15 protein-coding genes are annotated in these 15,291 nt (G+C 50.2%); 7 read left to right on the top strand and 8 right to left on the bottom strand.

Annotated elements, in window-relative coordinates; genetic code table 11:
* The first annotated feature begins 19 nt into the window (after positions 1 to 19).
* Entirely contained in the window at positions 20 to 1,534 is a 1,515-nt protein-coding gene (locus AEST_RS08420; protein ID WP_008608432.1) for a pectate lyase family protein, read from the top strand.
* Positions 1,535 to 1,698: 164 nt separating this feature from the next.
* On the opposite strand, the gene AEST_RS08415 is transcribed toward AEST_RS08420, so the two are convergent.
* From AEST_RS08415 to AEST_RS08405, 3 genes are all read right to left on the bottom strand, one after another.
* Entirely contained in the window at positions 1,699 to 2,598 is a 900-nt protein-coding gene (locus AEST_RS08415) for a hypothetical protein (protein WP_008608431.1), read from the bottom strand.
* Between the two features lie 196 nt (positions 2,599 to 2,794).
* Entirely contained in the window at positions 2,795 to 3,289 is a 495-nt protein-coding gene (locus AEST_RS08410; RefSeq protein ID WP_008608430.1) for a hypothetical protein, read from the bottom strand.
* Positions 3,286 to 3,582 (bottom strand): nucleotidyltransferase domain-containing protein, encoded by a 297-nt coding sequence (locus tag AEST_RS08405; RefSeq protein WP_008608429.1) that lies wholly within the window; start codon positions 3,580 to 3,582, stop codon positions 3,286 to 3,288. Before AEST_RS08405 ends, AEST_RS08410 begins: the two co-directional genes overlap by 4 nt.
* Positions 3,583 to 3,768: 186 nt before the next feature.
* On the opposite strand from AEST_RS08405, the gene AEST_RS08400 reads away from it, so the two are divergent.
* The 3 genes from AEST_RS08400 to hepT all read left to right on the top strand — a co-directional run bounded on the left by AEST_RS08400 (position 3,769) and on the right by hepT (position 5,240).
* The gene (locus AEST_RS08400) at positions 3,769 to 4,320 is read left to right on the top strand and encodes a YaeQ family protein (protein WP_008608428.1); all 552 of its coding nucleotides are present in this window, start codon (positions 3,769 to 3,771) and stop codon (positions 4,318 to 4,320) included.
* A 100-nt stretch (positions 4,321 to 4,420) separates the two neighbouring features.
* Positions 4,421 to 4,819, top strand: a complete 399-nt coding sequence (gene mntA / locus AEST_RS08395) for a type VII toxin-antitoxin system MntA family adenylyltransferase antitoxin (protein WP_039925304.1) — start codon at positions 4,421 to 4,423, stop codon at positions 4,817 to 4,819.
* Positions 4,809 to 5,240 carry a type VII toxin-antitoxin system HepT family RNase toxin gene (gene hepT / locus AEST_RS08390; protein ID WP_008608425.1) on the top strand — a complete coding sequence of 144 codons (432 nt, stop codon included), beginning with the start codon at positions 4,809 to 4,811 and terminating at the stop codon, positions 5,238 to 5,240. Before mntA ends, hepT begins: the two co-directional genes overlap by 11 nt.
* Positions 5,241 to 5,282: 42 nt before the next feature.
* On the opposite strand, the gene AEST_RS08385 is transcribed toward hepT, so the two are convergent.
* From AEST_RS08385 to apbC, 3 genes are all read right to left on the bottom strand, one after another.
* Positions 5,283 to 5,858 (bottom strand): glutathione S-transferase family protein, encoded by a 576-nt coding sequence (locus AEST_RS08385; RefSeq protein WP_008608422.1) that lies wholly within the window; start codon positions 5,856 to 5,858, stop codon positions 5,283 to 5,285.
* A gap of 202 nt (positions 5,859 to 6,060) precedes the next feature.
* Positions 6,061 to 6,657 carry a dCTP deaminase gene (gene dcd, locus AEST_RS08380; protein ID WP_008608421.1) on the bottom strand — a complete coding sequence of 199 codons (597 nt, stop codon included), beginning with the start codon at positions 6,655 to 6,657 and terminating at the stop codon, positions 6,061 to 6,063.
* 2 nt (positions 6,658 to 6,659) lie between these two features.
* Positions 6,660 to 7,565, bottom strand: a complete 906-nt coding sequence (gene apbC / locus AEST_RS08375; protein ID WP_274517115.1) for an iron-sulfur cluster carrier protein ApbC — start codon at positions 7,563 to 7,565, stop codon at positions 6,660 to 6,662.
* 143 nt (positions 7,566 to 7,708) lie between these two features.
* Between apbC and metG the strand changes: the two genes are divergently transcribed.
* Positions 7,709 to 9,769, top strand: coding sequence for a methionine--tRNA ligase (gene metG / locus AEST_RS08370; RefSeq protein WP_008608419.1), 2,061 nt, complete (start codon positions 7,709 to 7,711; stop codon positions 9,767 to 9,769).
* A 21-nt stretch (positions 9,770 to 9,790) separates the two neighbouring features.
* Positions 9,791 to 11,386 carry an MFS transporter gene (locus tag AEST_RS08365; RefSeq protein WP_008608416.1) on the top strand — a complete coding sequence of 532 codons (1,596 nt, stop codon included), beginning with the start codon at positions 9,791 to 9,793 and terminating at the stop codon, positions 11,384 to 11,386.
* Between the two features lie 30 nt (positions 11,387 to 11,416).
* Here AEST_RS08365 and AEST_RS08360 read toward each other — a convergent pair whose 3' ends face one another.
* Complete coding sequence (locus AEST_RS08360) at positions 11,417 to 12,886, bottom strand: hypothetical protein (RefSeq protein WP_008608415.1); 1,470 nt, start codon at positions 12,884 to 12,886, stop codon at positions 11,417 to 11,419.
* A 49-nt stretch (positions 12,887 to 12,935) separates the two neighbouring features.
* Entirely contained in the window at positions 12,936 to 13,943 is a 1,008-nt protein-coding gene (locus tag AEST_RS08355; protein WP_008608414.1) for an NAD(P)H-quinone oxidoreductase, read from the bottom strand.
* Between the two features lie 116 nt (positions 13,944 to 14,059).
* On the opposite strand from AEST_RS08355, the gene AEST_RS08350 reads away from it, so the two are divergent.
* Positions 14,060 to 15,262, top strand: a complete 1,203-nt coding sequence (locus tag AEST_RS08350) for a class I SAM-dependent rRNA methyltransferase (RefSeq protein WP_008608411.1) — start codon at positions 14,060 to 14,062, stop codon at positions 15,260 to 15,262.
* Positions 15,263 to 15,291 lie beyond the last annotated feature (29 nt).

Genomic DNA, 15,291 nt, shown 5'->3' with positions numbered 1-15,291 from the left:
ATTAACAAGGACAATGTAGATGAGAACATTAATCGCTGTAAGCCTGTTATGCTGCGCCTTACCGGCCACCGCCGCGAATAACCTTGCCATCAGTGGCCCGGGTGCGGGTGCAGACGGCACCAGTAAATTCGGCAATACCAGCTATGGCTTTGTCAAAGACGGTAATTTAAGCTCGTACTGGCAACCAAATTCCACCAGTAACGAGCGCGTCTCGGTAAAATGGAGTACCGCCATTAACTTTAATCAGGTGATTTTGCGTGAACTTGGTGATCAGGTAACCAGCTGGCGCCTGGTGAACCACGACACCGGTGCCGTACTGGCGACAGGCAATCGAATTGGTAGTGAACTGCAAGTCAATTTGGGCAATGTCAGTATGAAAAAGCTTAACTTGCTGATTATCAGTGCGACTGGCGCGCCACAAATTGCAGAATTTGAGATATACCTGAATGATGATGCGCCAGAACCTTCTCCGATCACTCCACCAACCGATCCAACACCTGACCCAACTCCTGATCCGTCGCCAGGCCCTGTCGATCCAGTGCCGCCAGGCATCGACGGCCAACCCATTTATGGCAGTTTTAATGCCTGTGCCAACAGCCCGCAAGGCTATGCCTCACTGGGTGGGGGTACAACAGGCGGTCTGGGTATCCGCTCCACCCGGGTTACCGTCACCACGGGGCTGGAATTAGCTCAGGCGCTGGCAAACAAAGACCCAAACCGGCCACTTACCATTCGGGTTAATGGCACTATCACTCCGGCTAACTCAGGCGGATTTAATAAGTTTGACATCAAGGATATGCGGGATGTCAGCATTATTGGTGTCGGGCAAAACGGTATTCTGGATGGTATTGGCTTAAAAGTGTTCCGCGCCCAGAATGTGATAATCCGAAACTTAAAAATCAGAAACGTCAATATTGGCGATAAAGACGGCATTACTATTGAGGGGCCGGCCCGTAATATCTGGATCGATCATAATGAAATCTCAAACAGCCTGGACGTTCATAAAGATTTCTATGATGAACTGGTGAGCGGTAAGCGGGATATCGATAATATTACTATCTCATTTAACTACCTGCATAGCAGCTGGAAAACCTCACTTTGGGGCTCAAGCGACTCTGATAGCTATGACAGACGTATTACGTTTCACCATAACAGGTTTGAAAACGTAAATTCCAGACTTCCGCTGTTCCGCTTTGGTCAGGGGCATTTGTTTAACAATTATTATCATAATATTCTGGAAACCGGGATGAACTCACGCATGGGTGCTATTCTGCGGGTTGAAGCCAATGTGTTTGAAAACGCCAAAAATCCTTTGGTGTCTTTCTATTCAAACAACATCGGCTACTGGGATACCCGGGATAATATGCTGATTAACACCCAATGGGCTGAAAGTCCTGCAGACGGTATCATTGCCGGGCCGGATATGCTTGCTACCGCAGTATTGCGTGTGCCTTACGATTATAAGTTGGTACGCACTGAAGAAGTGAAAAACTTTGTGCTGGCAAACGCCGGCGTAGGTAAATGCGCGTTTTAACTAAAATTGGGCAGTTAAACTGTTAACTGCCCTTGCAGCTTAGTAAAAACCACTGCTACAGCAGCTGCTAAGTCGGGTATCTTAAGTGCAGGTTATTAGCCCTGAGATTGCGCCGTAAAAGAAAGTAATCAAGGGGCGGGCTTACTCGGCATCAGCTACGCTAACTATAATGCGATACGGCCAAGGCTAGCCCCGCCTAGTAGGCTAGCCTCACTGGTTAGCAGCAGATCACCCTGATGCCACAGAATGGCCTCCCACTGCCGCGTCGGTCTAATAACATGGTACTGTCCCAATTCCCATTGCGGCGTATTATTAATAACAGGAAGCTGCCAAATAAAAGCAGCCACACTCAGAAACCCCAACCGATAACCGACTAACGCCAGGCGTTCGGTGTCAGGGTCAAAATCGGCGCCGGTGATTAAACCATTTGTAAAAAACCGCTCACTACTGACGACTTCCTGAACTGCTGCCGTTTTATCTAGTCGGTATAACCGGGTATGACGATCTTGCCAGTTTTTAGTAAACAACCACAGTTCATCACCCACCACCGTCAGCGCTTCGCAATCATCGTTATGGGCATGCGGACGGGTTGAGGGCTCGGTATCTGCGAGCCGAAACATGATTCTTTTCGCAACCACTTCGGCGCCGTCCTCAGCCTGATCCAAATCTTGCCAGGCTACTTTATAAATTTGCAGCCAGCTGCGATCACCAATATTGTTACCGCAATCAGCGATATACAACCAGTCGCTATCCTGTGCCAATGCTTCCCAATCGTAATTTGCCGCATTTTTAATATGCACCCGCCGGCTAATCGCATCGCCCGCCTCGGATAACTGATACAAGGTAGCGGCATGGCCGCTGTCGTTATGTGTCCATAACCTACCATCACGCATTGCCAGGCCCGATGACTCATCAACCTCAGCCGGTAACTTAGCTAATAAGGTCACATTCAATGCACCGGATTCGGCTAACGGATAATGAGGGCTGGCAGGCGATAACGAACAACTAGTGAGTAAAAACACAGCATAGATCAAAACAAAACTAATCCGTTTACAACCAGCCATAATCAGTGCTTGCCTCCTTCAGCAATGCGGGAACTAACAGAGAAACCGAACAACGCCGAAGGTTACACCGCCAACGAAAATTACACCACCACCCAACACCACAACAAAAAATACCACCGCTTCCGACTCCGGCATGATTACGTACCAGAGTCAGGCCTTCGATGCTGAATTTAGCTGAAATTTTATGGCTTTGCGGTTAAAAGGAATTACTAGGAAGCAGATTGCGTTGTTCCAGCGCCGAAATCAATTGCATCGCAAAATTTTCTAACAACGGCGTAAAGTTAGCTGCGCTATTAAGTGCATCAGCCAATAGCTGCAAGTCTTCTATATATTCATGCACCATTTTGTTTCGCAGTTGCCGGGCCAATAACCAATTTTCAGCAGATTCTAACCAACCAAAACGCTCCGCCTTGTTTAGATTATCCAAGACCGGGCCCTTGTGCTCACCCAATGCAGCCAAGGTAGCCGGCAACAACTTATCGCCAAGGTTGTCTTGTAACCTGGCAAAACGGCTGGCAAAAGCATCAAGTTGTTCGGAAAACGCTGGATCAGTATCCAGTTGCTGCAAACGCTCGGGTGTGAGTGGCGCATTAAATAAGCGTTGCAAGGTTACTGCGAGTTGTTTCCGCTCCTTGTCGATAACACGAATTAGAAAAGCCAGGCGTAACTGTTCATCAGATAGTGTGGTCATAGCGGTATACCCTTTGCCGCAATCTGGTGAATTGCTGAGCGTTGCAAATTTGGCGCTTGTAATAACACATCAATTTTTTGTATGCCGATACGCTGTATTATTTTAGCTTCCAGGCGGGCAGCAACTAAAGCGGGCTGACTGATTTCATTAGTGCTGCTTACCAGTAAGTCAATATCCCCGCCACGGACGTCATCGCGTTGCCGCGAACCAAATAACGTCACTGTCGCCTGACTGCCAAGCTCTGCAGATACCACGGCTTTAATTTGCATAATTTGTTGTTCAGTCAAACGCATAATGCCCCACTCCCAGAGGTTTTAGTATATACCAAAGCGAAGGAGGAACAACCATTTGGGGCAGATTACATAGCAACTCCCTAAAGCGCCTCAGGTTGAATGACTAAAGCACCACTGAGCGCATTGCCAAAGGCCGCTCTGCTTTGTACACTGCGGCCTTTTCGTATCTGAGTAAAAGAGCATCTGATGGCACTTAAAGCCACTGTTTACAAAGTCCAGCTGCAAATTGCTGATATGGATCGGCATTATTATGCAGACCACAGCCTGACGCTGGCACAGCACCCGTCGGAAAATAACGAGCGTATGATGGTGCGCTTACTGGCCTTTGCGCTGAATGCCAATGACACCCTGCAATTTACCAAGGGGCTAAGCAGTGAAAGCGACGAGGCAGAGCTATGGGATCTGGCGCTGGATGGCACCGTTAACCTATGGGTCGAGTTTGGTCAGGCCGATGAAAAATGGCTGAAAAAGGCCTGTAGCCGGGCAAAACAGGTGCATTTATATTGCTATGGTGGCCGGGTGGTGCCGATTTGGTGGCAGGCGAATCAAAATGCGCTTAGTCGCTATCAGCAACTATCAATTTGGGACCTTCCGGAGCAAAGCGTGCAGCAGATGGCCACGTTGGTACAGCGCAGTATGAACCTGCAATGCAATGTCAGCGAAGGCCAAATCTGGCTATCTGATGACAGCCAGAGTGTGCTGATTGAACCTGTGCTGCTAAAAGCCGCCGGCCGTTAAGCCCGGTGTTTTTCCTGAATATGCAACTGTGAGCTAACTGGCGATCACCTTGTTATTCTGATACGCTCTTGTTATCTCAAAACTTAATTTATTCAGACTGATGACTAACTCTGAGCCGATAGTATCCCGGATTACGCAGCTCGCAAAACAAAACACGGATATTGGGGCTATCTGGTTATATGGCTCAAGAGTACAAGGAAGAGCCAGGCCAGACAGTGATTATGATCTCGCTGTTGCCTTTAATGATTTCGCACTCGATAACTTAGCGCGCTACAATCGTCCCCACTGTCTGGCACTTGATTGGGCCGCAGAGCTCGCCCTATCTGAAGCCAAAATATCTATCGTCGACATCAACCAAGCACCGATTTATTTGGCGTATCAGATTATTGATACCGGACAACTGATATATAGCGATGGTAGTGCAAGAGCATGGCAAGAAATAACGCGGATTAATAGCTTATTTGAGTATCAACAAAGAGAAGCAAGTCATGAGGTTTGAAGATGCCGGCTTAAAACTTTATTTAACTGAAGCCGCCAAACATAAACAAGACTACTGCCAACAATTAGACGAATTGCGTGCAGACTTAGCCCAGGGGGAATTACGCCGGCGTGACTACCTGGCTATCGAACGTTTATTACAACTGCTAACAGAATTGAGTATTGGCCTGGCCAAGCATTGTCTAAAAAGATATCAGCAACACAGTTCTGTCGACGCCTATCAAACTTTCTCACAGCTACATCAGCACGGCATGATTACGGCTGACGAATTGTCAGAATGGCGCCAGATTATTGGGATGCGAAACGGATTAGTACACGATTACTTAAATATTGATGTCAACATTGTGCGTTTGATTGTCGCGCAAGGGCGTTATCACACCCTTGCAGACTTTTGTGACAAAGCAATCCGATTTTTACGATAATGCTATTGTGAACGCATACACCGAATATCGTTATCCTCTGACTCAGGCCAGCCGCGGATCCGATACTGCGGCGCCGGCCTGTTGCTGATTGGCTGCATGAAAGGCCAGTAAGGCCGGATAATCTTCCAGATCCAACAATTCGCGGAATATCACCCAGTCCAGTAAGCAATACAATGCCATCGCCGGATATTGCCAGTTGGCAAATTCCTGATTAGCGGCCTGCTGCTCCAGCACAAACATTGAGGCAGCAATCCGCTCTTTTTGCGCATTAAAGAACAGCCGATCTTCGTTAGTATTCAGACCGCTGCGGGTACATAAAAACAACGAGACCAGCGAATCATTGACTGCATTAATCAATGTGAGTTGATTTTCCTGATACCAACTTAATGCTGCCAGGCCCATTTTGGCGGCAAGATACCGGTAAATCACATTAGAATCGAAGATAATCTCGTCGTTATCCTGCAACATCGGGATCTTTAACGTTGGGTTCAGCGCTAATAACTTCTGCCGATCAGCCTCGGCAAAAATATTCATATTGATAAACTGATGCGCCGTATCGGCCAGCAACAGCCGGATCCGCCGGACATAGGGTGAAGTCTGAGAACCATATAATTGCATCGCTGTATCTCCCTCGCTATCAAAGTGTGCTAACAAAATGCCGGTCCGTTACGGACAAACCAACTAAAGATGGAAAAAAGCCGCCAGCAGCATTGCCAAGCTATGCAGCTTTATTGCATAATCATCCCGCTTCATTTTGCTTTATATTAAGCTTGCTGCCCACGTTTTTGCGTGGGCTTTTTCTTTTTAGCGCGGTCGATTGTTACAACGCTGTCTTATCATCCTGACTAATACGACTGGCGACAGCCCCGCTCTGCTCTTTATATTTGGCATCGCTGCGCTTGTTATAAGGCTTATCCGCCGGCCCTGTCATCAGTTCAAAATTCAGGGCGCCAATTTTCATATTGGGCCTTAGCGCCAGCGGTAACTTACCACTGTTAAAAAACTCCAGTACGATATTGCCCGACCAGCCCGGATCAATGCGATGCGCGGTCACATGCACCATTAGGCCTAAACGGGCTAAAGAAGAGCGCCCATCCAGCCAGCCGACGATATCTGCCGGCAGCGTTACCGACTCCAGCGTAATACCCAGCGCCAGCTCAGCCGGGTGCAAAATAAAGACACCATCGTCCTCCAGTACAATTTCATCGCTCATTACCGCATTTAAGGCGGCATCGACTTCGACTCGGGGGCCACTCAAATCGATAAAGGGCGCGGTATGCGCCTGAAATACCCGAAATTTATGGCCAAGCCGAATATCAACACTAACGCCGCTAATCATATCGGCATCCGGTGCCGGACTGATGCGGATTTTTCCCTCGGCCAGGTAAGCGGCTATATCACGGTCACATAATCTCATTACTAATCATCCGTTATGACAATTTCCACGCTCTGGCTGCTGGCACCGGTAAGTTGCCACAGCAAGGCACGACTAATTTGTTGATAATACTCCAGCAAGCTGGCATCTCCGGCCGTCAAAGCAGTACCGCTATCGGCTTGTTGGCGCAGTGCACTTTGCAGCGGTAACTGGCCTAGTACCGGCACCTGATAGCGCTCGGCCAGTTTTAAGCCGCCTTCACTACCAAATACATCATCGCTGGCGCCGCAGCTGGGGCAGATATAAAAACTCATATTTTCAATCAGGCCCAGGATTGGGATTTTCACCTGTTGAAACATGGTAATCGCCTTGCGGGCATCGGCCAGCGCCAGATCCTGAGGTGTAGTCACCACCACAGCGCCCGTTACCGGCAGCTTTTGCGAAATGGTGAGCTGAATATCGCCGGTACCGGGTGGCATATCCACCAGCAGAACATCCAGCTCAGGCCACAGGGTTTCATTCAGTAACTGCAATAACGCCTGGCTGGCCATCGGGCCGCGCCAGACTGACGCCTGCTCCGGGTCAACCAAAAAGCCAATCGACTGCAAACAGACACCATGCGCCTGTAGCGGATGCATTAATTTATTATCCGGTGACGTGACTTTCTCACCGGTTAAACCAAATAGCGTGGGTACCGAAGGCCCATAAATATCGGCATCTAACAGGCCGGTGCGCACGCCCATTGCCGCCAACGCCATCGCCAGGTTAGCGGAGGTGGTAGATTTGCCAACCCCGCCCTTACCCGATGCCACCAGAACTATGGTTTTAATCGATTTAAAAGCAGCGGGTCTGGCTCTTAAAGCTTCAATAACGCCGCTTAACTCGTTCGCGTCCGGCGCGGTCTGATCTTTAGCCTGAGTTTTCTTTTTTAGCCAGTTAAACATGGTCACTCCGTTAAAAGGCTTTTTTGTAAACTAATCGCTTTTGTTGACAAATCGTTGGGAAACGCCGCTTGTGCGGATGCGATTTAATGCCGGTTATAGTATCATTAGTTCATATCTTTTCAGTTATTTATTCTCAAGAGCAATCGTCAATGTCGAGCCGGAAAATTCTGATCACCAGTGCGTTACCCTATGCCAATGGCCCTATTCACCTCGGACACCTGCTGGAATATATTCAAACCGACATCTGGTCACGGTTTCAGAAAGCCCGCGGTCACCAGTGTTACTACGTCTGTGCTGATGATGCGCACGGCACCCCTATTATGCTAAAAGCGCAGCAACAAGGCATCACGCCGGAGCAGATGATTGCGCAAACCAAAATTGAGCATATGGCCGATTTCGCCGGCTTTGGTATCGCCTTTGATCATTATCACTCTACGCACAGTGACGAAAACCGGTACTTTGCCAACCTGATTTACCAGCGTTTAAATGATGGCGGTTACATCAAGCGCGATACCATCAGCCAGCTGTACGACCCGCAAAAAGAAATGTTTTTACCGGATCGCTTTGTTAAAGGCGATTGCCCGAAATGCGGTGCTTTGGATCAGAACGGTGATAGCTGCGATGTCTGCGGTGCCACCTACAGCCCCACCGAAGTAAAGAACCCGCGCTCGGTCGTATCCGGCGCCACGCCAATTCTGAAAGACAGTGAACACTACTTCTTTGATTTACCGGCCTTTGCCCAGATGCTGCAGGACTGGACCCGTAGCGGTGCCTTGCAGGATGAAATGGCTAACAAACTGCAGGAATGGTTTAAAGATGGCCTGCAGCGCTGGGATATCAGCCGCGATGCGCCTTATTTTGGCTTTGAAATTCCGGGCGCACCAGGTAAGTTCTTTTATGTGTGGCTGGATGCACCTATTGGCTATCTGGCCAGCTTTAAACACCTGTGTGAAACAGCCGGTATCGATTTTGACAGCTACTGGGCTCCGGATTCTGACGCCGAGGTCTATCATTTTATCGGTAAAGATATTATCTACTTCCATAGTCTGTTCTGGCCGGCGATGCTGCACGGCGCCGGTTTCCGCAAACCTAACGCCATCTTTGCCCATGGTTTTGTCACAGTAAATGGCGCCAAGATGTCCAAGTCACGTGGTACCTTTATCAAGGCCCGTACCTATCTGGATAATCTGGATCCGGAATATCTGCGCTATTACTTCGCCTCTAAGCTAACCAGCGGCATTACCGATCTTGACTTAAATCTGGAAGACTTTATCCAGAAGGTTAACGCCGATCTGGTGGGTAAAGTGGTGAATATCGCCAGTCGCTGCGCCGGTTTTATTACTAAGCGCTTTGACAGCAAGCTTTCCGCCAGCCTGAGTGAGCCGGAGCTGTTCGCCGACTTTATTAACGCTGGGGATAGCATTGCGCAAAGCTATGAGCAGCGGGAATTTGCCAGGGCCATCCGCGATATTATGGCGCTGGCCGATAAAGCCAATCAGTATATCGATGCTAAGGCGCCCTGGGTGCTGGTAAAAGATGACAGCAAGCAGCAGGAGGCGCATGAGGTGTGCTCAATGGGCCTGAATCTGTTCCGCGTGTTAATGCATTATTTAAAGCCGGTGTTGCCGAAAATGGCCAGCGACAGTGAAGCCTTTTTAAATACCGAACTGCTGTGGGCCAATTACCGTGAGCCACTGTTAAATCATGCGATTAACCCCTTTAAAGCACTGATGCAGCGCGTCGATCCGCTAAAAGTGCAAGCCATGGTCGATGCCTCAAAAGAGAACTTACAACCTACTGCTGAGCCGGTTGCAGTCGCTAAAGCTGAAACAGCTAAGGCTGAGGTTAAAGTTGTTAGCGGCGAACGGGAACCCATTAGCGATACCATCAGCATTGATGACTTTGCCAAGATAGACTTACGGGTCGCGACTATTATCGATGCCAAGCCGGTGGAGGGCGCCGACAAACTGGTACAACTGCAACTGGATATCGGCGGCGGCGAAACCCGGCAGGTGTTTGCCGGTATTAAAGCCGCTTACACGCCAGAGAGTCTGGTTGGCCGGCAAACGGTGATGGTGGCCAACCTGGCTCCGCGCAAAATGCGTTTTGGTTTATCCGAAGGCATGGTACTGGCCGCAGGCCCGGGCGGCAGCGATATCTTCCTGCTGACACCGGATCAGGGCGCCACCGCAGGTATGCGCGTTAAATAAAGTCGTTTACAGGAGCTTAGGATGGCCTCACCGTTTCGCAGTTTTTCGTCACTGTTCTCCAGCACCCTGATTATGGTGCTGGGATCAGGTTTGTTAACTACCTACCTGGCATTATCTTTAAGCCGGGATGGTGTCGAACAACTATGGATCGGTGGCATGATGTCGGCTTACTACTTCGGGCTGGTCGTCGGCTCGAAAGTCGGTCATAAGCTGATTGCCCGGGTTGGTCATATCCGTACCTTTGTTGCCAGCGCCGGCATTGTAACGGCGTCAGCGCTGTGCCATGCCTTAACCGATGTGCTCAGTATCTGGTTGTTACTCAGGTTAATCGTCGGCACCGGCATGATGTGTATGTATATGGTGCTGGAAAGCTGGTTAAACGAGCAGGCCGATAGCAGCCAGCGTGGCAGTGTCTTTGCCGGTTATATGATTGTCTCCTATATGGGGATGGTGGCCGGGCAAACCGTACTGTCGTTCTTCCCTGAGCTGGGACTGCAACCGCTGTTATTGATTGGCATTTGTTACGCACTTTGCATCGTGCCAATAGCACTAACCCGCCGCATCCACCCACAGCCTATGCACCCAGCGCCGCTGAAAATTTTGCCGTTCTGGCGCAAGGTGCCGCAATCCCTGACCACGATTTTGATCGCTGGCGGGATTTCCGGCTCTTTTTATGGGCTGGCGCCCGCCTTTGCCGCCAGTAATGGCATGGGTACAGCCGAGGTTGCCAGCTTTATGTCGGCTACTATTCTGGCAGGTTTATTAGCCCAGTGGCCGATGGGTAAACTATCGGACCGTATTCCACGTAGCCGTTTGTTACGCTTTAACAGTGCCCTGCTCGGCATTTTAGTGTTAGTGATCGCACTGCTACCACTTAAAGGCCTGGCACTGCTGATCGCCACCTTTTGCTTTGGCATTCTGGCCTTTACGCTGTATCCACTGGCCACAGCACTGGCTAATCAGAATATCGAACAACCGGAACGGGTGGCCCTGTCGGCGACCATCCTGCTGACCTTTGGCATCGGTGCCACCCTGGGGCCGTTGGTGGCATCCTTTATTATGCAAATGCTCGGTAACGCCATGTTGTATGGCTATATGGCCATTTGCTGCCTGATCCTGTTTTTGCGTCTGACACAGGTAAACTACAACCAAAAAATGGTCAAACGCTTGCTAGCTCAGCAACAACCGTCAGATTACCAGCTCGCCTCTGGCGATCTCGTGTCATCACCGCTAGCTGCAGCACTGGACCCGCGGGTTGATGAGCAACTGGTGAAAGAGCAAATGCTGGACGAGCCCGCAACCAGCAACACCAGCCAACACACTGCAGAGGCAGGTCCTGTGGACGATGCTGCAGACAACGTAGCTAGTGACATTACTACCGCGGCGGCTGCGACAACTGTAGAGACAACGACTACGCCGCTAGCGCCCAGCGACAGCGCTGACATTGCAGCAGTTGAGACACCACACACTATTGTGACGCCTGACACCGCGACTGCAGAGCCTGAAAGTAAAGACATTAAAGCTGCGCCGGACGCTGCCGACCAAGCCACGGCCCAGGACAGTCAAAGTCTGCTGGAGCGTGCGGCGGCACAAAGAAAAAGCCCAACAGCTGAGTAAGTTGTTGAGCCTGTTGCAGGCAGCATCTGGTTAGTTTTGCACCATTTCCGCCTTGTTCCACAGATTCTGGTTCTTTTGATTCAGGAAGTAATCATCCGGATGCCAGCAACGCGGTAATAATGGCGATGCCATCCGCTCCTCAAAGTTGTAGACAAGCTTACGCAAAATATCCAGCAAGCGTTCCTCCGGTACAATTTCCAGTTTCCGACGCGCCTGCGGAAAATACAAATTATTATCCGGGCTCACCACACAGCCACGCGCCGACGCCTGATAGGTCAGGCTGTAGGTAACAATCCGGCAGATGGCTTTTCGAAAATCCGGCGGATAAAGGCCGGTGACAATGGCGTACTCATAACGCTCCATATCATTACCATCCGAGTCTTTCGGGATATAGGTAATTCCATAGCCTTGTGGAAACATGCCGACGATACGCAGAAAAGCCGCCACCGCATTTTTACTCAGTTTGCCCTGCTCTGCGGTTTTTTCCAGTAACAGCGCCGCTTTCGGCAAATCTTCGTAGTTATAGCTCTGCCGGGTAGATAAAATCATACCGGTATAAATCTGTGGGATACGCAGAATACTGCCCATTACATCCTGCGGTCTGACGGCCTGTTTCAGCAGTAACTGGATCAATTCACGCTTTTCAATTTCGCCCTGGACAAAACGGTCGCGCTCCTCTTTACTACGTCCCAAATAGCGCCCTGTGGTTAAGGCATCCTGGACATAGTTCAGCGCCTCAGTATAACTGGTTTGCAAAAAAGTGTTGCGCTCTTCGGCATCCAATTCCCTGAATTCATCATAGGAGCCGTCCGGGCCTTTTAAGATCGCCTGACAGCTTGGGTGACAACGCCCGATATCCTGCAACAAGGCAGCCATCAGCACGGGCACGTGTACATCGTCACGGTAAGGGTGGTATTCCGTTTCATCGTTATAAGGAATGGCTTTACCTTCCTCATAACGCTCGAGAATAAAGGGGTGGTCAATCAGGCCATCAATCACCAGCCGGTCTAACAGGCGTAAACTTAATACCGCTTTGTACAGATGGCGGGCTTTCTGATTTTCTTTGGCGATATTGCGCCCACGGGTTGGGCAGATTAACTGGATGGTGCCGAGCATCTTGGCGGAGTAGCTGTTGGTATCGCTAAAGCTCTCACCCTGACAGATTGATAAAATATCACGGCACAGTAAGAACAATTCGTTGTAGCGCAGAAACCGGCTCTCTTCGAGGTCCTCACTAAAGGTCTTATGTTGATCTTCGGCCTGCTTCAGATTACGCGCAATCGCTGCCTGTTCGCCCTTTTTTGCTTGTTGATGCCGGCTTTCAAATAAAAATAATTGCTGCTCTAATTCGGCCGACTTCTGATCGCGCAGTGCTTTTTCAGCAAACCACTGCACCGCCTGCTCATATAACGAATCCTGTAACGGACTTTGGTTATAAATACGCTCAACCAGCCGTTGAATAACTTTGGCATAAGCCGCTTTTCCAAAACTTGGTGGCATCCTGACGTCTTTCCTCAGCTTAATTCCATAGTGGCTCGATAGAACCGGGTTACTCGATAAAACTCACAACTAACTTACCCACAGTCTGATTACTGGCAAGCAACTGATGTGCTTGCTCCAACTGCTCCGGTTTATATACGCCGGTTAACACCGGTTTGATCTTTCCTTCAGCCAGCATGGCAGCAAAATCAGTGCTAAATAAGTGAGTTAACTGCGCTTTATAGGCTGCGCTACGATTGCGTAGCGTTGAGCATAGCAGCTGGCCACGTTTTTTAAACAACAAACTCAGGTCAAACTCGGGTATTTTTCGCCCCCCCATCATGGCATAGATAATAATTTTGCCATCCATCGCCAATAACGTAGCTTCGGCGTTCAGATAACTGCCCGCCACCGGATCCAATACCAGATCAATCCCTTCAGGCCAGGCTGTGCTTAACACCTCTGCAAAATCCTGTTGTCGGTAATTGATACTAAGATCGGCGCCTAACTGCTGGCAGAACGTCGCTTTTTCTTCAGTGCCTACGGTCACGGCGACCTGCAAGCCACGGGCCTTTGCCAATTGGATTGCGCTGGTGCCCACGCCACTGGCGCCGGCATGGATCAACACCCGTTGTCCGGCATCAGCTGCGCCGAGCATAAACAATAGCTGATAGGCAGTAAGAAAAGTTTCAGCGGTAGCGGCCGCCTGCTCGAATGTCCAACCCCGGGGGACAGGCATAGCTTGCGCCGCCGGGATCCGGACATACTCGGCGTAACCACCGCCATTCACCAGGCCAAATACCTGTTGTCCAAGCCAACCGGCTAAGCTGTGATCTGCGACTGCTACTACGGTACCTGCCGCTTCTAGTCCCAAAACCGGGCTGTCTGCAGCCGGTGGCGGATATAGCCCCTGGCGCTGCATTAAATCAGCGCGGTTAATGCCAAAGGCTGCGACCTTGAGTAACAACTCGCCGCCAGCCAGTTGCGGCAGCGCACTGGTTTGCCAGCTTAAGCTGCTGTGTTTACCCGGCTCAACAACAGTTACCGCTTGCATGGTGGCAGGGAGTGAGTTCGCCATAAGATTCCTATATTGGCAGTGCGGCGAAAGCGGCGGCCACTTGCCGATTTTGCTTTAGCTTTCGCTGTGTCTTCTCTAAAATGCGGTCTTTAGTCTAGCATAGCGACCTACCAGATATGAATAATAGCAGCATACCGGCGGTGATCCTGGCCGAGGGCCGTGAAAAAGCCCTTAACCGCAAACACCCGTGGATTTTCTCTAACGCCATTGCCAAAGTGCATAACACGCCGAATCGTGGCGATACCGTTGCTGTCGTCAGTAGTAAGGGCGAGTGGCTGGCCTGGGCTGCTTACTCGCCGGCGTCGCAAATACGTGCCCGGATCTGGAGCTTTCAGCAACACGAACAGATTGATCAGGCGTTTTTTAAACAACGTCTTCAGCGCGCCTGGCAACTGCGGCAGAGCTTGTTTAATACTGAAGAGACGAATGGGCTGCGGGTCGTGGCGGCTGAATCGGATGGTCTGCCAGGCATTACTATTGATAAATATCAGGATGTGTTAGTAGTGCAGCTACTCTCTGCCGGTGCCGATGCCAAACGTAAACAAATAGTGGCCGCACTGCTTGAGGTGTTTCCGGAGCATAGTATTTATGAGCGCTCTGATGTGGATGTGCGCAAAAAAGAAGGTCTGCCGCTGGTAACCGGCTGGCGACATTTACCACGTGACAGTGGTGAGGTGTTGATTAAAGAGCACGGTATGACCTTGGTCGTTGATGTAGTTAACGGCCATAAAACCGGTTTTTATCTGGATCAGCGGGTAAACCGGGCGGCGCTGCGCCGTTTTGCCAGGGACGCGGAGATTTTAAATTGCTTTAGCTATACCGGCACCTTTGGTGTGGCGGCCTTAATGGGCGGCGCCAAACAGGTGACCAACGTCGATCTGTCTGAGCTGGCACTGCACACTGCGGCACGCAATGCCGAACTCAATCAGTTAGATCTAAGCAGACTGAGCAATCAAAAGGCCGATGTGTTTAAACTGCTGCGCCAATATCAGGAGCAAGGCAAGACCTTTGACATCGTGGTGCTGGACCCGCCAAAATTTGCAGAGAATAAAGCCCAGCTTAACAGTGCCTGTCGCGGCTACAAGGATATTAACCGGGTAGCGATGCAACTGGTGAAGCCAGGTGGCTTGCTGTTTACCTTTTCTTGCTCGGGTTTGATGGAAGAAAGCTTATTCCAGAAAGTGGTGGCAGATGCGGCGCTGGACGCGAAACGTGATTGCTTGTTTATTGAACGCTTGCAGCAAGACAGCGATCATCCGGTCGCCAGTTTCTACCCTGAAGGTTACTATCTGAAAGGCTTGATCTGTAAGATTTATTAAAACATCGGGCTGCCCACTCTGGGCAGCCG

It is taken from the genome of Alishewanella aestuarii B11 (genome assembly GCF_000280055.1).
GTDB lineage: Bacteria > Pseudomonadota > Gammaproteobacteria > Enterobacterales > Alteromonadaceae > Alishewanella > Alishewanella aestuarii.
The sequence above is the reverse complement of the archived record's forward strand: the minus strand, read 5'-3'. Positions and strand labels throughout refer to the sequence as shown.